The sequence below is a fragment of the Corynebacterium sphenisci DSM 44792 genome, assembly GCF_001941505.1.
In the GTDB taxonomy this organism is placed as follows: Bacteria; Actinomycetota; Actinomycetes; order Mycobacteriales; family Mycobacteriaceae; genus Corynebacterium; species Corynebacterium sphenisci.
In genome coordinates this window covers 677,337-691,594 of record NZ_CP009248.1, presented here as the reverse complement: position 1 = coordinate 691,594, position 14,258 = coordinate 677,337, and the positions used below count along the sequence as shown (strand labels likewise).

The following is a 14,258-nucleotide window of genomic DNA, read 5'->3' as shown; positions in this document are numbered from 1 at the left end:
CGTCGAGGCCTGGCGACCGGGTGCGGCTCAGCTGCGCGGGTTGAGCTTGCGGTACTCGAAGACCTGGTCCACGATGCCGTAGTCCTTGGCCTCCTCGGCGGTGAGGATCTTGTCCCGGTCGGTGTCCTGGCGGATCCGCTCCGCGCTCTGCCCGGTGTGCTCGGCGAGGGTGCGCTCCATCAGGGTGCGCATCCGCTCGATCTCCTTGGCCTGGATCTCCAGGTCGGAGACCTGGCCCTGGATGCCCTGGGTGGCGGGCTGGTGGATCAGCACCCGGGCGTTGGGCAGCGCGGCGCGCTTGCCCGGGGCGCCGGCGGCGAGCAGCACCGCCGCCGCGGAGGCGGCCTGGCCCAGGCACACCGTCTGCACGTCCGGGCGGACGTACTGCATGGTGTCGTAGATGGCCATCAGGGAGGTGAAGGAGCCGCCCGGGGAGTTGATGTACATGGTGATGTCCCGGTCCGGGTCCAGGCCCTCGAGGACCAGCAGCTGCGCCATGATGTCGTTGGCGGCGGTGTCGTCGACCTGGGAGCCCAGGAAGATGATCCGCTCCTCGAAGAGCTTGTTGTACGGGTTGGACTCCTTCGCGCCGAAGCTGGAGTGCTCGACGAAGGAGGGCAGGACGTAGCGCGACTGGGGCATCTGCATGGCCGGGTTCATCTCCATGGTGTGGTCGGTGGTTCGGTTCGCCTCGGGCATCGGCTACTTCCCCTCCCCCTCGGCGGTGTCGCCGGTGTCCTTCAGGGAGGTCACCACGTGGTCGACGAAGCCGTAGTCCTTGGCCTCGGCGGCGGTGAACCAGCGATCCCGGTCGGAGTCGGCCTCGATCCGCTCCAGCGGCTGGCCGGTGTGCTCGGCGATGAGCCGGGCCATCTCCTTCTTGGTCAGGGCGAACTGCTCGGCCTGGATGGTGATGTCGGAGGCGGTGCCGCCGATGCCCGCGGAGGGCTGGTGCATCATGATCCGGGCGTGCGGCAGCGCGTAGCGCTTGCCGCGGGCGCCGGCGGAGAGCAGGAACTGGCCCATCGAGGCGGCCAGGCCCATCCCGTAGGTGGCGACGTCGCAGGGCACGAACTGCATGGTGTCGTAGATGGCCATGCCCGCGGTGACGGAGCCGCCCGGGGAGTTGATGTACAGGGCGATGTCGCGCTCCGGGTCCTCGGCGGCCAGCAGCAGCATCTGGGCGCACAGCCGGTTGGCGATGTCGTCGTCGACCTGGTCGCCCAACCAGAGGATCCGCTCCTTGAGCAGTTTGTCGAACACCGAGTTCTCCGCGAGGGGGGTCTGGTCGCTCATGCTTCGGGGTCCACCTTCCTTGTCGCCTCGCCCGCGGTCGCCGGCGGGCACTTCCACTAGAGGGTAACGAACCGGCGCCGGCGGGGCTTCCCCGCCGGCGCCGTGTTCGCTGAGGGCGTTGCGGCGGGGGCGCCCCGCCGGCGGCCGGGCCTACTCGTCCCCGGTCTCGGCCTCGGCCTCGGTCTCGGACTCGGCCTCGGGGGCCTCCTCCGGCTCGGCCTCGCCGAAGTACTCGGCGACGTCGACGGCGTTGCCCTCGGTGTCGGTGACGGTGGCCTCCAGGATGGACACCGCCAGCGCCTTGCCGCGGCGCACGTCGGCGAAGAGGTTGCCGATCTGGCCGGAGGCCTGGATCTGCTGGATGAACTGGTTCGGGTCCATCCCGTAGGACTGCGCGGTGAACAGGATGTGGTCGGTGAGCTCCTGCTGGGAGACCTGCGGCTCCACCTTCTCGGCCAGGGCGTCGAGGAAGAGCTGGGTGCGCACCGCCTCCTCGGCGGACTTGCGGGAGTCGGCGTCGAACTCCTCGCGGGTGGTGCCCTGCGCCTGGAGCATCTTGTCCAGGGTGGCCTCGTCCCCGCCGAACTGGCCGAGCAGCTGCTGCAGCTGGCCCTCGACCTGCTCGGCGACCACGGACTCCGGCAGCGGCACCTCGGTGGCCTCCAGGGCCGCGGCGAGCACCTTGTCCCGGATCTGGGAGGCCTGCTCGCCCTTCTTGGTCTGCTCCACCTGCTTGGCGAGATCCTCGCGCAGCTCCGCCATGGTGTCGAACTCGGAGGCCATCTGCGCGAAGTCGTCGTCGGCCTCGGGCAGCTCGCGCACCTTCACCGAGCGCACGGTGACGGTGACCTGGGCGTCCTCGCCCTCGTGCTCCCCGGCGACCAGGGTGGTGGCGAACTCCTTGGACTCGTCCTTGGCCAGGCCCACGAGGGCCTCGTCCAGGCCGTCGATGAGCTCCCCGGAGCCGACCTCGTAGGACAGCCCCTCGGTGGCGGCCTCCTCCAGCTCCTCCCCGTCGACGGTGGCGGAGAGGTCGATGGAGACGAAGTCCCCGTCCTCGACGGCGCGGTCCACGCCGGTGAGCGAGCCGAAGCGGGCCAGCAGGTTGCCGAGCTCCTTCTCCACCGCGTCCTCGTCGGCGGCCACCGGCTCGACCTCCACGGAGATCCCGGAGAAGTCGGGCAGGTCGATCTCGGGCCGGACGTCGACGTCGGCGGTGAACTCCACCACCTCGCCGTCCTCCAGCTTGGCGATGTCCACCTCCGGCTGGCCGATCGGCTTGAGCTCATGCTCGCGCACGGCCTCCTCGTAGCGGGAGGGGATCATCTCGTTGAGGACCTGCTCCAGGATGGGGCCGCGGCCGATGCGCGCCTCGAGCAGCTTCGCGGGGGCCTTGCCCTTGCGGAAGCCCGGGATGGTGACCTGCTGGGCGAGGGCCTGGTAGGCCTGGTCGAACTCCGGGGTGAGCTCGTCGAAGGGAACCTCGACGGTCAACCGGACTCGGGTCTCGCTCTGCTTCTCGACGGAGCTCTTCACTGCCTTAACACTCCTGTTTGTTGATGGTGAGTGGGGGATGGGTCCACAGTCCACGGGAGTGCCCGTGCTGCTGGTCGGGGTAGCGGGATTTGAACCCACGGCCCCCTGCTCCCAAAGCAGGTGCGCTACCAAGCTGCGCCATACCCCGTGACTTGTGGCAGTGTACGTGCCCCCGCCGCCGCGGTTAAGCACCGCCCCGCCCTAAGCGCCCCCGCACCCGCCGCGGCGTGCGCCGACCGGCGGCGATCGGCGCGGCCCCGCCCGCCGCGCGCCCCGCCGGCCCGGCCGCGCCGGGGGCGGCCGGGCCGGCCGGGATTTCCGGGCCGGGCCCGCGGTGCGCTAGGCTTGCGGGCGCCGTTTTCCGCCGCGCCAGCCGCGCCGGGGACCGCGCGGGGACGTCGTATAGTGGCTAATACCTCAGCCTTCCAAGCTGAAGACGCGGGTTCGATTCCCGTCGTCCCCTCCACCGCCCCCGATACCCGGATCCCCGGGGATCGGGGGTTTTCCCGTGCCCGCGGCCGCGGCCGTAGCCTGGGCGCCATGGACCCGCGCATCATCGACCAGGACACCGGCGAGGAGCTGTGGACGGCCGCCCAGTGCGCCGAGCACTCCGGCACCGCCCGCGGCACCTTCACCAGCTACGCCGGCCGGGGCCGGGCCCCGGAGCCGGTGGCCCGGCTGCACGGGCTGACCCTGTGGCGCGCCGCCGAGGTGCGCGACTGGCACGCCGGCCGCGCCCGGCGCTGACCGGGCCGGGGCCGCCGCGCCGTCACGGCACCCCGCGCACCCGGGTCACCGCCGCCGCGCCGAGGGCGGTCACCGCCCCGGCGAAGAGGTAGAGCCCCGGGTAGCCGCCGAAGGCGCCCAGCGCCGCCGCGGCGAGCAGCGGGGCCAGGGTGTTCGGCCCGGCCACGGCCAGGTTCATCACCCCGACATCGCGGCCGCGGCGCGCCGCGGAGGGCAGCACCTCGTTGATCAGGGCCTGGTCCACCGCCATGAACACGCCCCAGGACAGCCCCAGCAGCACCGCCGCGGCCAGCACCACGGGGAAATCCCCCGCGGCGGCCATCACCGCGCAGGCCACCGCCACCCCGGCGGAGGAGGCGGCGACGTAGCCGCGGCGGCGCCCGGAACGGTCCGAGACCACCCCGGCGGCGACCGCGGTGGCCACCACGCAGGCGGCGTAGATCCCGGTGAGCACGAGCACCCCGCCATCCGGGTCGGCCAGCCCGATCCGGTCCCGGAGGAAGTAGAAGAGGTAGAACAGCGCCACGTAATTGCCGGTGGTGACCAGGAAGCGGGCCACGAAGACCCAGCCGAAGTCCCGGTAGCCGGCCGCGGGGCGGTCGGCCCGCCCCGGCGCCGGGTCGGGGTCCGGGTCCGGCGCCTCCCGCGGCGCGGCGGCCGGGGCGACCCCCGCGGTGGGATCCCGGAAGCCGAGCAGGAACTGGGCGGTGGCCGCCAGCAGCAGCGTCGCGGCGACCAGGTAGGCGGGGCCGGTGCCCAGCAGCGCGGCCACGGCGGTGCCGGCGACCAGGCCCAGGGTGTAGGTCAGCCCGAGCACCCCGGAGACGGTGCCGTACTGGTGCCGGGGCACCCCGTCCGGGGCGACCGCCTGGGCCGAGTTGATCGCCGCGGCGATGAACAGCTGGAACACCGTCCATGCCGCGGTGAGGGCCCAGAACCCGGGTGCGGCGGCCATCGCGGCCAGGCAGCCGGCGGAGACCGCGGCCCCGACCAGGATCCACGGGGCGCGCCGGCCCCGGCGGCCCCCGGTGGCGTCGGAGAGCCAGCCGGCCAGGGGATGGCCGACCAGGGAGGCCACCCCGCCGATGGCCATCAGCAGCGCCAGCCGGGCCTCCTTGTCCCCGGGATGCCAGACCAGGATCTGCCGGGCCAGGAGCAGCTGCGCGGGCGCCGCCCAGGCGAGGTTCTGGCCGAGGTAGAGCAGCCCGTAGCGGGTGATCCAGCCGCGGCTGACCTCCGGGCGAGCCCCCGGGTCCAACCGCGCGGCCCCGGCGGCGGGGGCGCTCATCGACGCCACCCGGGGACGCGGATCCGCCGCGGCGGCGCCGGCGGGGCCATCGGGTAGACCTGCCCGGCGGTGTGCCGCCGGTACAGATCCGGGGTGATCCGGCCGGTGGCGGCGAGTTCGCCGAGCAGCCGGGCCGAGGGCCGCGGGCGGCGCCGCTGGGTCTCGTAGTCCAGGGCGACGATGCCGAAGCGGGGGCCCTCGCCGAGCCGCCATTCCCAGTTGTCCACGAAGCACCAGTGGTAGTAGCGCTCGATGGGCAGCCCGGAGCCGGCGATGGCCAGCAGATGGTCCAGGATGAACCGGCGGCGGAAGCGCTCGGCCACCCCGGCGGCCGGGTCGCCGGCGTCGGCGGTGCCGTTCTCGGTCACCCACACCGGGGCGTCGTAGCGCGCCACCAGCTCCGCGGCGCAGTCCACCAGCCCGGCCGGGTGCACCTCCCAGCCCAGGTCGTTGACCGGCACCCCGGGGAGGGTGCCGTCGCGCAGGCCCGCCACCGCGGTCCGGGAGTAGTAGTTCAGGCCCAGGTAGTCGTAGTACCTCCCCGGGGCGACCCCGGTGCCGCGGTTGCCGCCGAGCAGCGGGTGGAAGCGACCGGCCAGCGCCGCCTCGGCGATGATCCCCTGGAACAGGTGCCGCGCCACCGGGACGGTGGCCCGGTGCACCGGGTTGGCGGAGTCGCGCGGGGTGAAGGCGCGGGCGTGGTGGGCGATGCCCACCCGGGCGGCATCACCCTGCAGTTCGTGGATGAGCCGGTGGCCGCGGACATGGGCGATGGCCATGTTGCGCAGCACCCGCAGGGTCGCCCGCCAGGAGCGCCGGGCCGGCGGGGCCTCGTCGAAGAGGTGCGCGGCGGTGGCGTAGACGTTGGGCTCGTTGACGGTGACCCAGTCGGTCACCAGATCGCCCAGCGCCCCCACCGCGACCCGGGCGTAGTCGGCGAAGGCCGCCGCGGAGCCGGCGGCGGTGAACCCGCCGCGGTCGGCGAACCAGATCGGGTTGACGAAATGGTGCAGGGTGACCAGGGGCGCGATGCCGCGGTCGACGAGATCGCCGATCTCCTCCCGGTACCGGTCCAGCACGGCGTGGTCGACGCGGCCCGGGGCGGGCTGGATCCGGGACCACTCCAGGCCGATCCGGGCGGCGCGCAGACCGAGATCCGCCATCAGCGCATTGTCCTGGCGCCAGCGCCGCCAGTGGTCGGTGGCGCGCAGCGGGGTGGAGCCGTCGGCGATGGTGCCCGGCCCGGCCGCCCAGCGCACCCAGTCGTTGCCCCGATCGCCGCCCTCGATCTGCAGGGCCGCCGAGGCGGTGCCGATGAGCAGGCCGCCGAGGTCGACCTCGTGCTCCGGCGGGGCGGGGAACCCCCGGATGGGCCGCTCCCCCGGTCCCGCACCTGCTTTTCCGTGGTGAACATCCATGTCGCGATGGTAGGCGCCCGTGCTCCGGCGCGGGGCCGCTTTCCGCGGGCGCGGCCGCGCCGGCCCGCCCGGGCCCGCACGAGACGCCCCCCCGGTTGAACGGCCCTCATCATCGTTCCCTACGGTGGGAGATATATCGTTCACCAATCGGAAGGATGACCACGTGCCGCCCGACTACACGCCCTTCAGCCTGTTGACCGACGTGGGGTGGATATCCCTGCTGCTGGTCATCGGCAACCTCGCCCGCCGGTTCATCCCGGTCTTCCAGACCCTCATGATCCCCGCCCCGATGACCGCCGGCCTGCTGGGCCTGGCGCTCGGCCCGCACGGGGCCGGGATCATCGGCTTCTCCGACCAGCTGTCCACCTACGCCGGGATCCTGATCGCCATCGTCTTCGGCGCCCTGCCCTACGGCATGGAGTTCGGCGGCCACCTGGCCAAGGGCGCGCGCACCATGTGGTCCTACTCGGTGGGCATGTACATGGGCCAGTGGGGCCTGCTCATCCTCTTCGGGGTGCTGCTGCTCACCCCGCTGTTCGGCACCCCGGACTGGTTCGGGATGATGCTGCCGGTCGGCTTCGTCGGCGGTTTCGGGGTGGCCGCCGCGGTCGGCGCCTCGCTCACCGACGCCGGGGCGGAGGCCGCGATGACCCTGGGCTTCACCTCCGCCGCGGTGGGCACCATCGTCGCCATCATCGGCGGCCTGGCGCTGTCCAAATGGGGCTCGGTGACCGGGCGCACCAGCCAGCTGCCGGAGTTCCGCAAGCTCCCCGAGGACCTGCGCACCGGGCTCATCTCGCTTCCCGGCCAGCGGCCCTCGGTGGGCCGGGCCACCACCAACCCCTCCTCCATCGAGCCGATTGCCCTGCACGGGGCGGTCATCATCCTCACCGTCTTCGCCGCGCACGTGATCACCGGCGCCGTCGCCGAGGCGGTGCCCTGGCTGGACATCCCCCTCTTCGCCGCCGCCTTCGTGCTGGGGCTGGCCGCCGTCGGCGTGCTGCACCTGGTGAAGGCCCCGCACTACGTGGACAAGGAGCTGTCCTCGTCCATCTCCGGGGCGGCCACCGACTTCCTGGTCGCCTTCGGCGTGGCCTCCATCGTGCCCAGCGTGGTCGCCGAGTACATCACCCCGCTGCTCATCCTCTTCGCCGCGGGCCTGGCCTACTGCCTCATCGTCTTCTTCCTGCTCTCCCCGGCGATGTTCCGGCGGGACTGGCTGGAGCGCGGCATCTTCGGCTGGGGCTGGGCCACCGCCTCGGTGGCGATGGGCATCGCGCTGCTGAAGATCGTGGACCCCAAGCTGAAGAGCGGCACCATGGAGGAGTTCGGCATCGCCTACGTCGGCTTCGCCCCCTTCGAGATCGCGATGGCGATCCTCGCCCCCATCGTGGTGCTCGCCGGGGTGACCGCCTGGTTCGGCGCCGGGGCGACCCTCGCCGCGGCGGTGATCATCGGCATGGCCTTCGTCTTCAAGTGGGTCGGCGACACCGCCACCGCGCAGGAGGCCGCCGCGGCGCGCGAATAGGCGCCGCGCCGAACGCGAGCGCGCCGCCGCCCCATCCGGGGCGGCGGCGCGCTCGTGCCCGTGGCCGGGGGCGGCTCAGGCCTCCGGCAGGGCCGGGGCGATCCCGGTCTTCTCGTAGTCGGCGAGGATGTCGATCCGGCGCTGGTGGCGCTCCTCGTTGCTCCACGGCTGGGCCACGAAGGCGTCCACGATGGCCAGCGCCTCCTCCTCGGAGTGCATCCGGCCGCCGATGCCGATCAGCTGGGCGTTGTTGTGCTCCCGGGCGAGCTTGGCGGTCTCCGTCGACCAGGCCAGGGCGCAGCGGGCGCCCTTGACCTTGTTCGCGGCGATCTGCTCGCCGTTGCCGGAGCCGCCGAGCACGATGCCCAGCGACCCCGGGTCGTTGACCGTCCGGGAGGCGGCCTCGATGCAGTAGGCCGGGTAGTCGTCCGCGGCGTCGTACTCCAGGGCGCCGCAGTCCACCACCTCATGGCCGGCGTCCTCCAGATGGGCCTTGATGATGTTCTTCATGTCGAAACCGGCATGGTCCGCGCCGAGGTAGATTCGCATGCGCACCAGCATAGCGGCCCCCGCCGCGGCCACCCGCCGCCGCGCCCGGCGCCCTCCCGCGCACGGGGCCCGAACCCGCGTTCGCCCCCGCCCCCGTTCCGCCTCCCCCGCGTCCGCCCGGCGGGCATCATGGGTGCCGTGGCGGGACCGCCCCGCCGCCGCAGACCGAGGAGCCGCGCAATGGGCAACCGCGAATACGACCTCACCGCCCCGGGCAACCGGGGCACCGTCGACGTGGTCTCCACCCGCCGGGAGCGCGCCGCGATGTCCTTCGGCATGGTGCAGGGCGAGCGCGACGACCGCGGCCGGCTGCGCGGCCGCGTCGCGCTGCGCCCGGTCCCCGGCGCCGCCGGGGACCCGGCGGTGGAGGTGCTCTGGGAGGGCCGCCGGATCGGGACGCTGCCCGGGGACCGGGCCCGGGCGCACTGGGCGGAGCTCACCCGGATCGTCGACTCCGGGTTCACCCCGGTGGCCCGGGCCGTGCTGGACACCGGGGACGTGCTCGCCGTGGCCCGGATCTCCCTCGCCGACCCGGGCACCGTGGTGCCCCGCAACACCCCGCCGGAGAGGCCCTGGGCGCTGCTGCCGAAGGGCCCGAAGATCCAGGTCACCGGGGAGGGGGAGCAGTTCGGGCGGCTGCGCCGCTACATCAGCCCCGATGGCCCCGCGCTGCTGCTGGTCAGCCTGCACCCGGTGGCCCGCGGCAGCCGCACCCCGTGGACCGGGGTGGAGGTGCGCCTGGACGGCCACCGGATCGGCGAGCTCGGCAAAACCTCGGCAGGCCGGATGCTCGCCGCGGTGCGCTACTACGAGGGCCGGGGGCTGATCCCGGTGTCCCGAGCGGTGCTCACCGGTTCCGCGCTGGCCGCCGAGGTGCACCTGGAATGCGCCCGCGCCCATGAGCTCTCCGCCGAGGATCTGGAACCGGACGTCTACCCGATTCCCCGGCTGCGCCCGCTGCCCGGGCTGGCCGCCGATGACGCGGAGCCGGCGGCCGCCGCCCCGGCACCCGAACCCGCCGATCCGCCGGCCGCCGCGGCCGAGCCGGACCCGGTGCCCGAGCCGGAGCCGGAGCCGGAGCCGCCGGCCGCGATGGCCCCGCAGGCCCCGGCCGCCCCCGCGGCGGCACCGGCGCCGGCGGTGGGCGAGGCCACCGCGGCCGAGGAGCTCTGGCCGGATCCGTGGCCGGATCCCTGGTTGGCCGCCGCCCCCGCGCCCGCCCCGGCGCCGCACGGCTCCACCCCGCTCTCCCCCACCGGCCCGGCCGGCGGGGTCGGCGCGGGCGTCCCGGAGGCGCCCGCCGAACCGGGCCTCGGCGTCGACGCGCTGCTCTGGATCGTCCTCGGCCACGCCCTGCTGGTCTTCCTCGCCGGCTGGTTCCCGGTGGAGAACGCCGGCACCCTGATCGGCTCCTCGCTCGCCGGGATCGGCATCGGCCTGCCGCCGGCGATCCTGCTGCGGCTGCGCACCGGCGACCGGCGCCGGATCCGCGCCTGGCGGGAGGCGGAGGCCTCCCGGGTGCGCTCCCTGGCCATGCTCGGCCCCGACGACGAGCTCGTCGCCCGGCCGCTGCGGGTGCCGTACCCGACGCCCGAGACCGCGCCGCGGCATCTCGGCCGGTGGTCGCTCATCGCCCTCGGCCTGTTCTTCGTGGGGCTGGTGCTGATCGGCAGCTTCGCCCCGTAGCCGGGGGTGGGCCGGTACGCGGGTACGGTCGGGGGTGACGCCATTCGCCGGCGCCGCACCCATGACCGACGCCCAACCAGCCAGGAGGGCCAGCGTGTCCCACGCGCCCGCGGTCCGCACGGTCCGCCACGACATCAACACCAAGCCGTTCATCGTGATCTGGGAGGTCACCCGCGCCTGCGCCCTGGTGTGCAAGCACTGCCGGGCCGACGCACAGCATGAGCCGCACCCGGATCAGCTGACCACCGCCGAGGGCAGGACGCTCATCGACCAGCTCGCCGCCTACGAGCGGCCGAAGCCGCTGGTGGTCTTCACCGGCGGGGACCCCTTCGAGCGCGAGGATCTGGAGGAGCTCGTAGCCTACGCCACCGACCGGGGCCTGAGCGTCTCCCTGTCGCCCTCGGTGACCCCGAAGCTCACCCGGGAGCGGATCTTCGCCCTGCACGAGGCCGGCGGCAAGGCGATGTCGATGTCCCTGGACGGGGCCACCGCCGCCACCCACGACGCCTTCCGCGGGTTCTCCGGCACCTTCGACAAGACCCTGCAGATGGCCCCGCACATCAACGAGGCCGGTTTCCGGCTGCAGATCAACTCCACGCTCACCCGGGGCAACATCCGGGAGGCCCCGGCGCTGCTGAAGACGGTGCTTGGGATGGGCGCGAAGATGTGGTACGTCTTCTTCCTCGTGCCCACCGGCCGCGGCGCCGACCTCAACGCCCTGGATCCGCAGCAGCGCGAGGACGTGCTGCACTGGCTGGCGGACGTGGGCACCCGGATCGCGGTGAAGACCACCGAGGCGCCCCAGTACCGGCGGGTGGTGCTGCAGCGCCGCGCCGCCCGGGAGGCCGGGAAGGAGCCCTACCGGGGCGGGGAGCTCTACGACTACCTCACCGCGGAGACCGCCCGGCTGCTCGGCGAGGAGCCGGCGAAGCCGCGCCGGCCGCGGCCGCCGATGGCGGTGAACTCCGGCTCCGGCTTCGCCTTCATCGACCATGTCGGCGACGTCTACCCCAACGGGTTCCTGCCGATGCACTGCGGAAACGTCAAGGAGAGCGACTTCAAAGACATCTACACCGACTCCCCGGTGTTCCGGCAGCTGCGCGACCCGGACAACTGGCACGGCAAATGCTCGGTGTGCGAGTTCCACACCGTCTGCGGCGGGTCGCGCTCCACCGCCTTCGCGGTCACCGGCGACTACCGGGCCTCGGATCCGACCTGCGCCTACGTGCCGGAGTCGATGCGGGAGGTCACCAAGCACCGGGCCGATGCCGTCGCCGCCGGGGATCCCGCCGTCGCGGCCCCGGCCGCGGAGTAGCCCGGCACCGCTTCCCGGCCTGTCCCGCCAATCCAGAATCCGCCGCTGCCGGTTGACGACCGCCAACCGCGTGATCCGGACCGTGCGATCCAGGAGAGGCAGGGGCGGAAAGACCAGATGCACGGCCCGCTCCCCTCGATCCGCCCCCTGCTGTTGCAACAGGGACCCGGAGCTGGCTCATCTTCTTAGGCCTGGTTCGGCAGCACATCCGGCTGCAGGCCCGGAAGCCGGTATGGTCAGACCTAGCAACAGGACCGCCGACTACCTCACCTTAGTTATGCCGGCAGGTCAGATGAGAGGTCTAAGGGTTATGAAAGTTACTGGGCCGGGAAAGTACCGACAGGATATCGAGGGAGAGTCCCGAGCTTTTGAAGAGCTCCGGGATATGGCGGTGGATGCCGGGGCGGACCCCGGTAAGAGCTTCTTCGACCGTGTCAGACTCGTGGAGGATTTGGGGACGGTTTCCGCCGAGCATGACATATATGGCAACCTTGGCGACCTTCCAATAGAGGACAACCTATCGTGGTCCCACCTAATCAGGTACATAGATTCCGTATTCCTGGAAGATCTGGAAGTCGCTGCCCGCATCTGGACCTGCCGGGACTGGGAGGAAGACTTCTACGCTTCCGTTCGGCTTGATCTTCCCACGCCCGAGGATGCTCTTGAACAGGTCCGAGATGCGTCTGGGATGACACCGGAGGAGGAGGCTGAGCACGCCGGGGACCAGACGCCCTTCCCCTCGGAAGATGACCTGGAGGAGTTCATTAACGGCCACCCCGAACCGGAGGCACCGATGACTCCGGAGCGGATCGCCGAAATCTACCGACATGCTGACGAACTCCTTGCAGAATCCAATGATCCCGAAATATCCACTGCCGCCAGACAACGTTTGGAAGAGGGCATCTATCCGCCCTATCCCCGCCAAAATACAGAACCTTCACCCGCGCCGGCCGTAGCCCGTGCCCATTCAGTTGCCGTAGACGACACACCGTGGGAGAGACTTCTGGCTCCGGATGGAACAGCGCGGGCTACTCCGTTCCAACGAGGCTACGTCCGCGGTAAGATTGCTCGCCATTTCCCGAAGAAGCGAGCACCGAGGTTGGATTTCATGACCATCGGTCAGGCACACAAGATATGCGTTCACTTCGACGTTGACCCGGAGCCGCTCACCAAGGGCGGCCGGGGATCGATGGGCCTATTCGTCACCTTGGTCATTGTCTTCAATCTCCTGGCGCTATTACTGAGCGTCGTCGGAGTGGGTGTCGTACTGCTGATTTGGGAAAGCTGGTTCGTGCCATGGTACTTCATAACGCGCCACCGGCTTAAGCCCCCTTTCTCTCGGCAGCCCGGTCAGTGACCCCCGCAAACACCAAGGGCGAGGTTAAGTGCCAACTCTGGCCGACCCCTACCAGAAACCCGGCCATCCTGTGTCCGGGCATCGGTTCAGCACCGGGGTCAGACAGCTGTCGGGCAACGAATGGCCAATTCGATCCCAATTCACCCAGAGCTAACCAGAGCCGGAATCCATGGCCCGCCTTGAGCTCGCCTGACAGCTAATGAGCTGCCGGGACTATGCTGGGCGCGAACCCGGATTTCAGTCGAACTCCGGCCGCTCGGTGCGGGAGCGCTTCAGCTCGAAGAAGTGCGGGTAGCCGGCGAGCAGCAGCGCCCCGTCGAAGACCCGCCCGGCCTCCTCCCCGCGCGGGATCCGGGTGAGCACCGGGCCGAAGAAGGCGGTATCGCCCATCTTCACCACGGGGGTGCCGACCTCGTCGCCGACCGCGGCCATCGCCTCGGCGTGGAACTCCCGCAGCCGGTCGTCGTAGGCGTCCGTGCCCGCGGCCGCGGCGCGCTCGGCGGGCAGCCCCGCCGCGGCCAGCGCCTCGGCGAAGAGCCCGGGGTAGTCGTCGATGTGCTCCAGGCCGCCGCGGCCCTGGTCGTGGATGCGGGTGCCCAGCTCGGTGTAGAGCGCGCCCAGCCGGTCCAGGCCGTCCTCCACGGCGACGGCGGCGAAGACCCGGGCCGGGCCCCAGTTGGCGCCCATCAGCCGGCGGTAGTCCTCGGGCAGCTCCCGGCCCTCGTTGAGCACCGACAGGCTCATCGGCCGCCATTCGACCTCGATGTCGCGGACCCGCTCGACCTCCCGGATCCAGCGGGAGGTGATCCAGGCGAAGGGGCAGGACACGTCGAACCAGAAGGTGACCTTGTCGGCCATGGGGGTCTCCAATGCGTGTGGGGGATGAATCACCCGGCACAACCACCGCCGCCGCCGGCGCATTCCCGCCCGTCGACTACCAGGGCACCGACCCCCCGGCGGCGCGCGCCCGGCCGGCCGCGCCGGCGCCGTGGCCGCCGGCGAGCCGGTCGGCGACGTCGGCGAGGTAGCCGGCCCAGTCCGGGTACGGCAGCAGCCGGGGGCCGACCTCGTGATCCATGTCCAGCAGCCGCCCGGTGGCCGCGTCCACGCAGAGGCTGTTGCCGCCGCCGTCGGCGGCCACCGGGATCCAGCGCGGATCCCACCAGGCGCGACCGGCACCGGCATCGGCCGCGGGGGCGCGGTCGGCGAAAACGCCCTCGGCGGCGAGATCGGTCCAGATCCCCCATTCGGCGCGGATCCCCGCGGGGTCCAGCAGCTCCCCGCCGGGCCAGTCCGGGCAGCCGGCGTGCCGGGCCAGGGAGGCGCGCAGCTGGGCCGGCAGCGGCCGGCCCAGCCGCGCGGCGAGCCGGTCCAGCTCCGCGGCCTCGGCGGGCCCGGCGGGGTCGAGATGGCCGACGATGACGGCCCAGGCGCGGTCGATGTCGCTGCTCATGGCCTCATCATCGCCCCGCGCGGCGCCCGGCGCGACGGGAATAGTCCCCGCGGGCCTACCCTGGTGGGACGACGAACCCCGACAG

13 protein-coding genes and 2 tRNA genes are annotated in these 14,258 nt (G+C 72.3%); 6 read left to right on the top strand and 9 right to left on the bottom strand.

Translation table 11 applies throughout. The features are described 5' to 3' along the window. Positions 1 to 27 precede the first annotated feature (27 nt). From CSPHI_RS03200 to CSPHI_RS03185, 4 genes are all read right to left on the bottom strand, one after another. Complete coding sequence (locus CSPHI_RS03200) at positions 28 to 648, bottom strand: ATP-dependent Clp protease proteolytic subunit (RefSeq protein ID WP_075693676.1); 621 nt, start codon at positions 646 to 648, stop codon at positions 28 to 30. A gap of 54 nt (positions 649 to 702) precedes the next feature. Then, on the bottom strand, positions 703 to 1,296 hold the full coding sequence (locus CSPHI_RS03195; RefSeq protein WP_075691469.1) for an ATP-dependent Clp protease proteolytic subunit: 594 nt from the start codon (positions 1,294 to 1,296) through the stop codon (positions 703 to 705). Positions 1,297 to 1,446: 150 nt separating this feature from the next. Beyond that, positions 1,447 to 2,832 (bottom strand): trigger factor, encoded by a 1,386-nt coding sequence (gene tig / locus CSPHI_RS03190; protein ID WP_075691468.1) that lies wholly within the window; start codon positions 2,830 to 2,832, stop codon positions 1,447 to 1,449. Between the two features lie 71 nt (positions 2,833 to 2,903). Beyond that, positions 2,904 to 2,980, bottom strand: a tRNA-Pro gene (locus CSPHI_RS03185). 243 nt (positions 2,981 to 3,223) lie between these two features. Here CSPHI_RS03185 and CSPHI_RS03180 point away from each other — a divergent pair. Together CSPHI_RS03180 and CSPHI_RS03175 are read left to right on the top strand one after the other, a co-directional pair. Beyond that, positions 3,224 to 3,298 (top strand) — tRNA-Gly (locus tag CSPHI_RS03180). Between the two features lie 74 nt (positions 3,299 to 3,372). Then, on the top strand, positions 3,373 to 3,579 hold the full coding sequence (locus CSPHI_RS03175) for a hypothetical protein (protein WP_075691467.1): 207 nt from the start codon (positions 3,373 to 3,375) through the stop codon (positions 3,577 to 3,579). 22 nt (positions 3,580 to 3,601) lie between these two features. Here CSPHI_RS03175 and CSPHI_RS03170 read toward each other — a convergent pair whose 3' ends face one another. Together CSPHI_RS03170 and CSPHI_RS03165 are read right to left on the bottom strand one after the other, a co-directional pair. Further along, entirely contained in the window at positions 3,602 to 4,867 is a 1,266-nt protein-coding gene (locus CSPHI_RS03170) for an MFS transporter (protein WP_075691466.1), read from the bottom strand. Next, the gene (locus CSPHI_RS03165; protein WP_084210207.1) at positions 4,864 to 6,285 is read right to left on the bottom strand and encodes a glycoside hydrolase family 1 protein; all 1,422 of its coding nucleotides are present in this window, start codon (positions 6,283 to 6,285) and stop codon (positions 4,864 to 4,866) included. The genes CSPHI_RS03170 and CSPHI_RS03165 overlap by 4 nt, the downstream gene beginning before the upstream one ends. Positions 6,286 to 6,448: 163 nt before the next feature. Between CSPHI_RS03165 and CSPHI_RS03160 the strand changes: the two genes are divergently transcribed. Beyond that, positions 6,449 to 7,813 carry a sodium/glutamate symporter gene (locus tag CSPHI_RS03160; RefSeq protein WP_075691465.1) on the top strand — a complete coding sequence of 455 codons (1,365 nt, stop codon included), beginning with the start codon at positions 6,449 to 6,451 and terminating at the stop codon, positions 7,811 to 7,813. Positions 7,814 to 7,888: 75 nt separating this feature from the next. Here the strand turns inward: CSPHI_RS03160 and CSPHI_RS03155 are convergent, their stop codons facing one another. Continuing rightward, the gene (locus CSPHI_RS03155; RefSeq protein WP_075691464.1) at positions 7,889 to 8,362 is read right to left on the bottom strand and encodes a ribose-5-phosphate isomerase; all 474 of its coding nucleotides are present in this window, start codon (positions 8,360 to 8,362) and stop codon (positions 7,889 to 7,891) included. A 180-nt stretch (positions 8,363 to 8,542) separates the two neighbouring features. Here CSPHI_RS03155 and CSPHI_RS03150 point away from each other — a divergent pair, with 180 nt between their 5' ends. The 3 genes from CSPHI_RS03150 to CSPHI_RS11985 all read left to right on the top strand — a co-directional run bounded on the left by CSPHI_RS03150 (position 8,543) and on the right by CSPHI_RS11985 (position 12,720). Continuing rightward, positions 8,543 to 10,048, top strand: coding sequence for a hypothetical protein (locus CSPHI_RS03150; protein WP_075691463.1), 1,506 nt, complete (start codon positions 8,543 to 8,545; stop codon positions 10,046 to 10,048). Positions 10,049 to 10,109: 61 nt separating this feature from the next. Beyond that, complete coding sequence (locus tag CSPHI_RS03145; protein ID WP_084210206.1) at positions 10,110 to 11,363, top strand: TIGR04053 family radical SAM/SPASM domain-containing protein; 1,254 nt, start codon at positions 10,110 to 10,112, stop codon at positions 11,361 to 11,363. Between the two features lie 232 nt (positions 11,364 to 11,595). Then, entirely contained in the window at positions 11,596 to 12,720 is a 1,125-nt protein-coding gene (locus tag CSPHI_RS11985) for a hypothetical protein (RefSeq protein ID WP_157118463.1), read from the top strand. Between the two features lie 237 nt (positions 12,721 to 12,957). On the opposite strand, the gene CSPHI_RS03130 is transcribed toward CSPHI_RS11985, so the two are convergent. Beyond that, positions 12,958 to 13,578 (bottom strand): mycothiol-dependent nitroreductase Rv2466c family protein, encoded by a 621-nt coding sequence (locus CSPHI_RS03130; RefSeq protein WP_075691460.1) that lies wholly within the window; start codon positions 13,576 to 13,578, stop codon positions 12,958 to 12,960. Positions 13,579 to 13,654: 76 nt separating this feature from the next. Continuing rightward, positions 13,655 to 14,173, bottom strand: a complete 519-nt coding sequence (locus CSPHI_RS03125; RefSeq protein WP_075691459.1) for an SMI1/KNR4 family protein — start codon at positions 14,171 to 14,173, stop codon at positions 13,655 to 13,657. Positions 14,174 to 14,258: the final 85 nt, after the last annotated feature.

What these genes read in the sequence shown, in the direction of transcription:
- CSPHI_RS03200 (WP_075693676.1), bottom strand. Translation starts at nt 648, where the DNA reads ATGCAGATGCCCCAGTCGCGCTACGTCCTGCCCTCCTTCGTCGAGCAC.
- CSPHI_RS03195 (WP_075691469.1), bottom strand. Translation starts at nt 1,296, where the DNA reads ATGAGCGACCAGACCCCCCTCGCGGAGAACTCGGTGTTCGACAAACTG.
- CSPHI_RS03175 (WP_075691467.1), top strand. Translation starts at nt 3,373, where the DNA reads ATGGACCCGCGCATCATCGACCAGGACACCGGCGAGGAGCTGTGGACG.
- CSPHI_RS03170 (WP_075691466.1), bottom strand. Translation starts at nt 4,867, where the DNA reads ATGAGCGCCCCCGCCGCCGGGGCCGCGCGGTTGGACCCGGGGGCTCGC.
- CSPHI_RS03165 (WP_084210207.1), bottom strand. Translation starts at nt 6,285, where the DNA reads ATGGATGTTCACCACGGAAAAGCAGGTGCGGGACCGGGGGAGCGGCCC.
- CSPHI_RS03155 (WP_075691464.1), bottom strand. Translation starts at nt 8,362, where the DNA reads ATGCGAATCTACCTCGGCGCGGACCATGCCGGTTTCGACATGAAGAAC.
- CSPHI_RS03150 (WP_075691463.1), top strand. Translation starts at nt 8,543, where the DNA reads ATGGGCAACCGCGAATACGACCTCACCGCCCCGGGCAACCGGGGCACC.
- CSPHI_RS03145 (WP_084210206.1), top strand. Translation starts at nt 10,110, where the DNA reads ATGACCGACGCCCAACCAGCCAGGAGGGCCAGCGTGTCCCACGCGCCC.
- CSPHI_RS11985 (WP_157118463.1), top strand. Translation starts at nt 11,596, where the DNA reads ATGGTCAGACCTAGCAACAGGACCGCCGACTACCTCACCTTAGTTATG.
- CSPHI_RS03130 (WP_075691460.1), bottom strand. Translation starts at nt 13,578, where the DNA reads ATGGCCGACAAGGTCACCTTCTGGTTCGACGTGTCCTGCCCCTTCGCC.
- CSPHI_RS03125 (WP_075691459.1), bottom strand. Translation starts at nt 14,173, where the DNA reads ATGAGCAGCGACATCGACCGCGCCTGGGCCGTCATCGTCGGCCATCTC.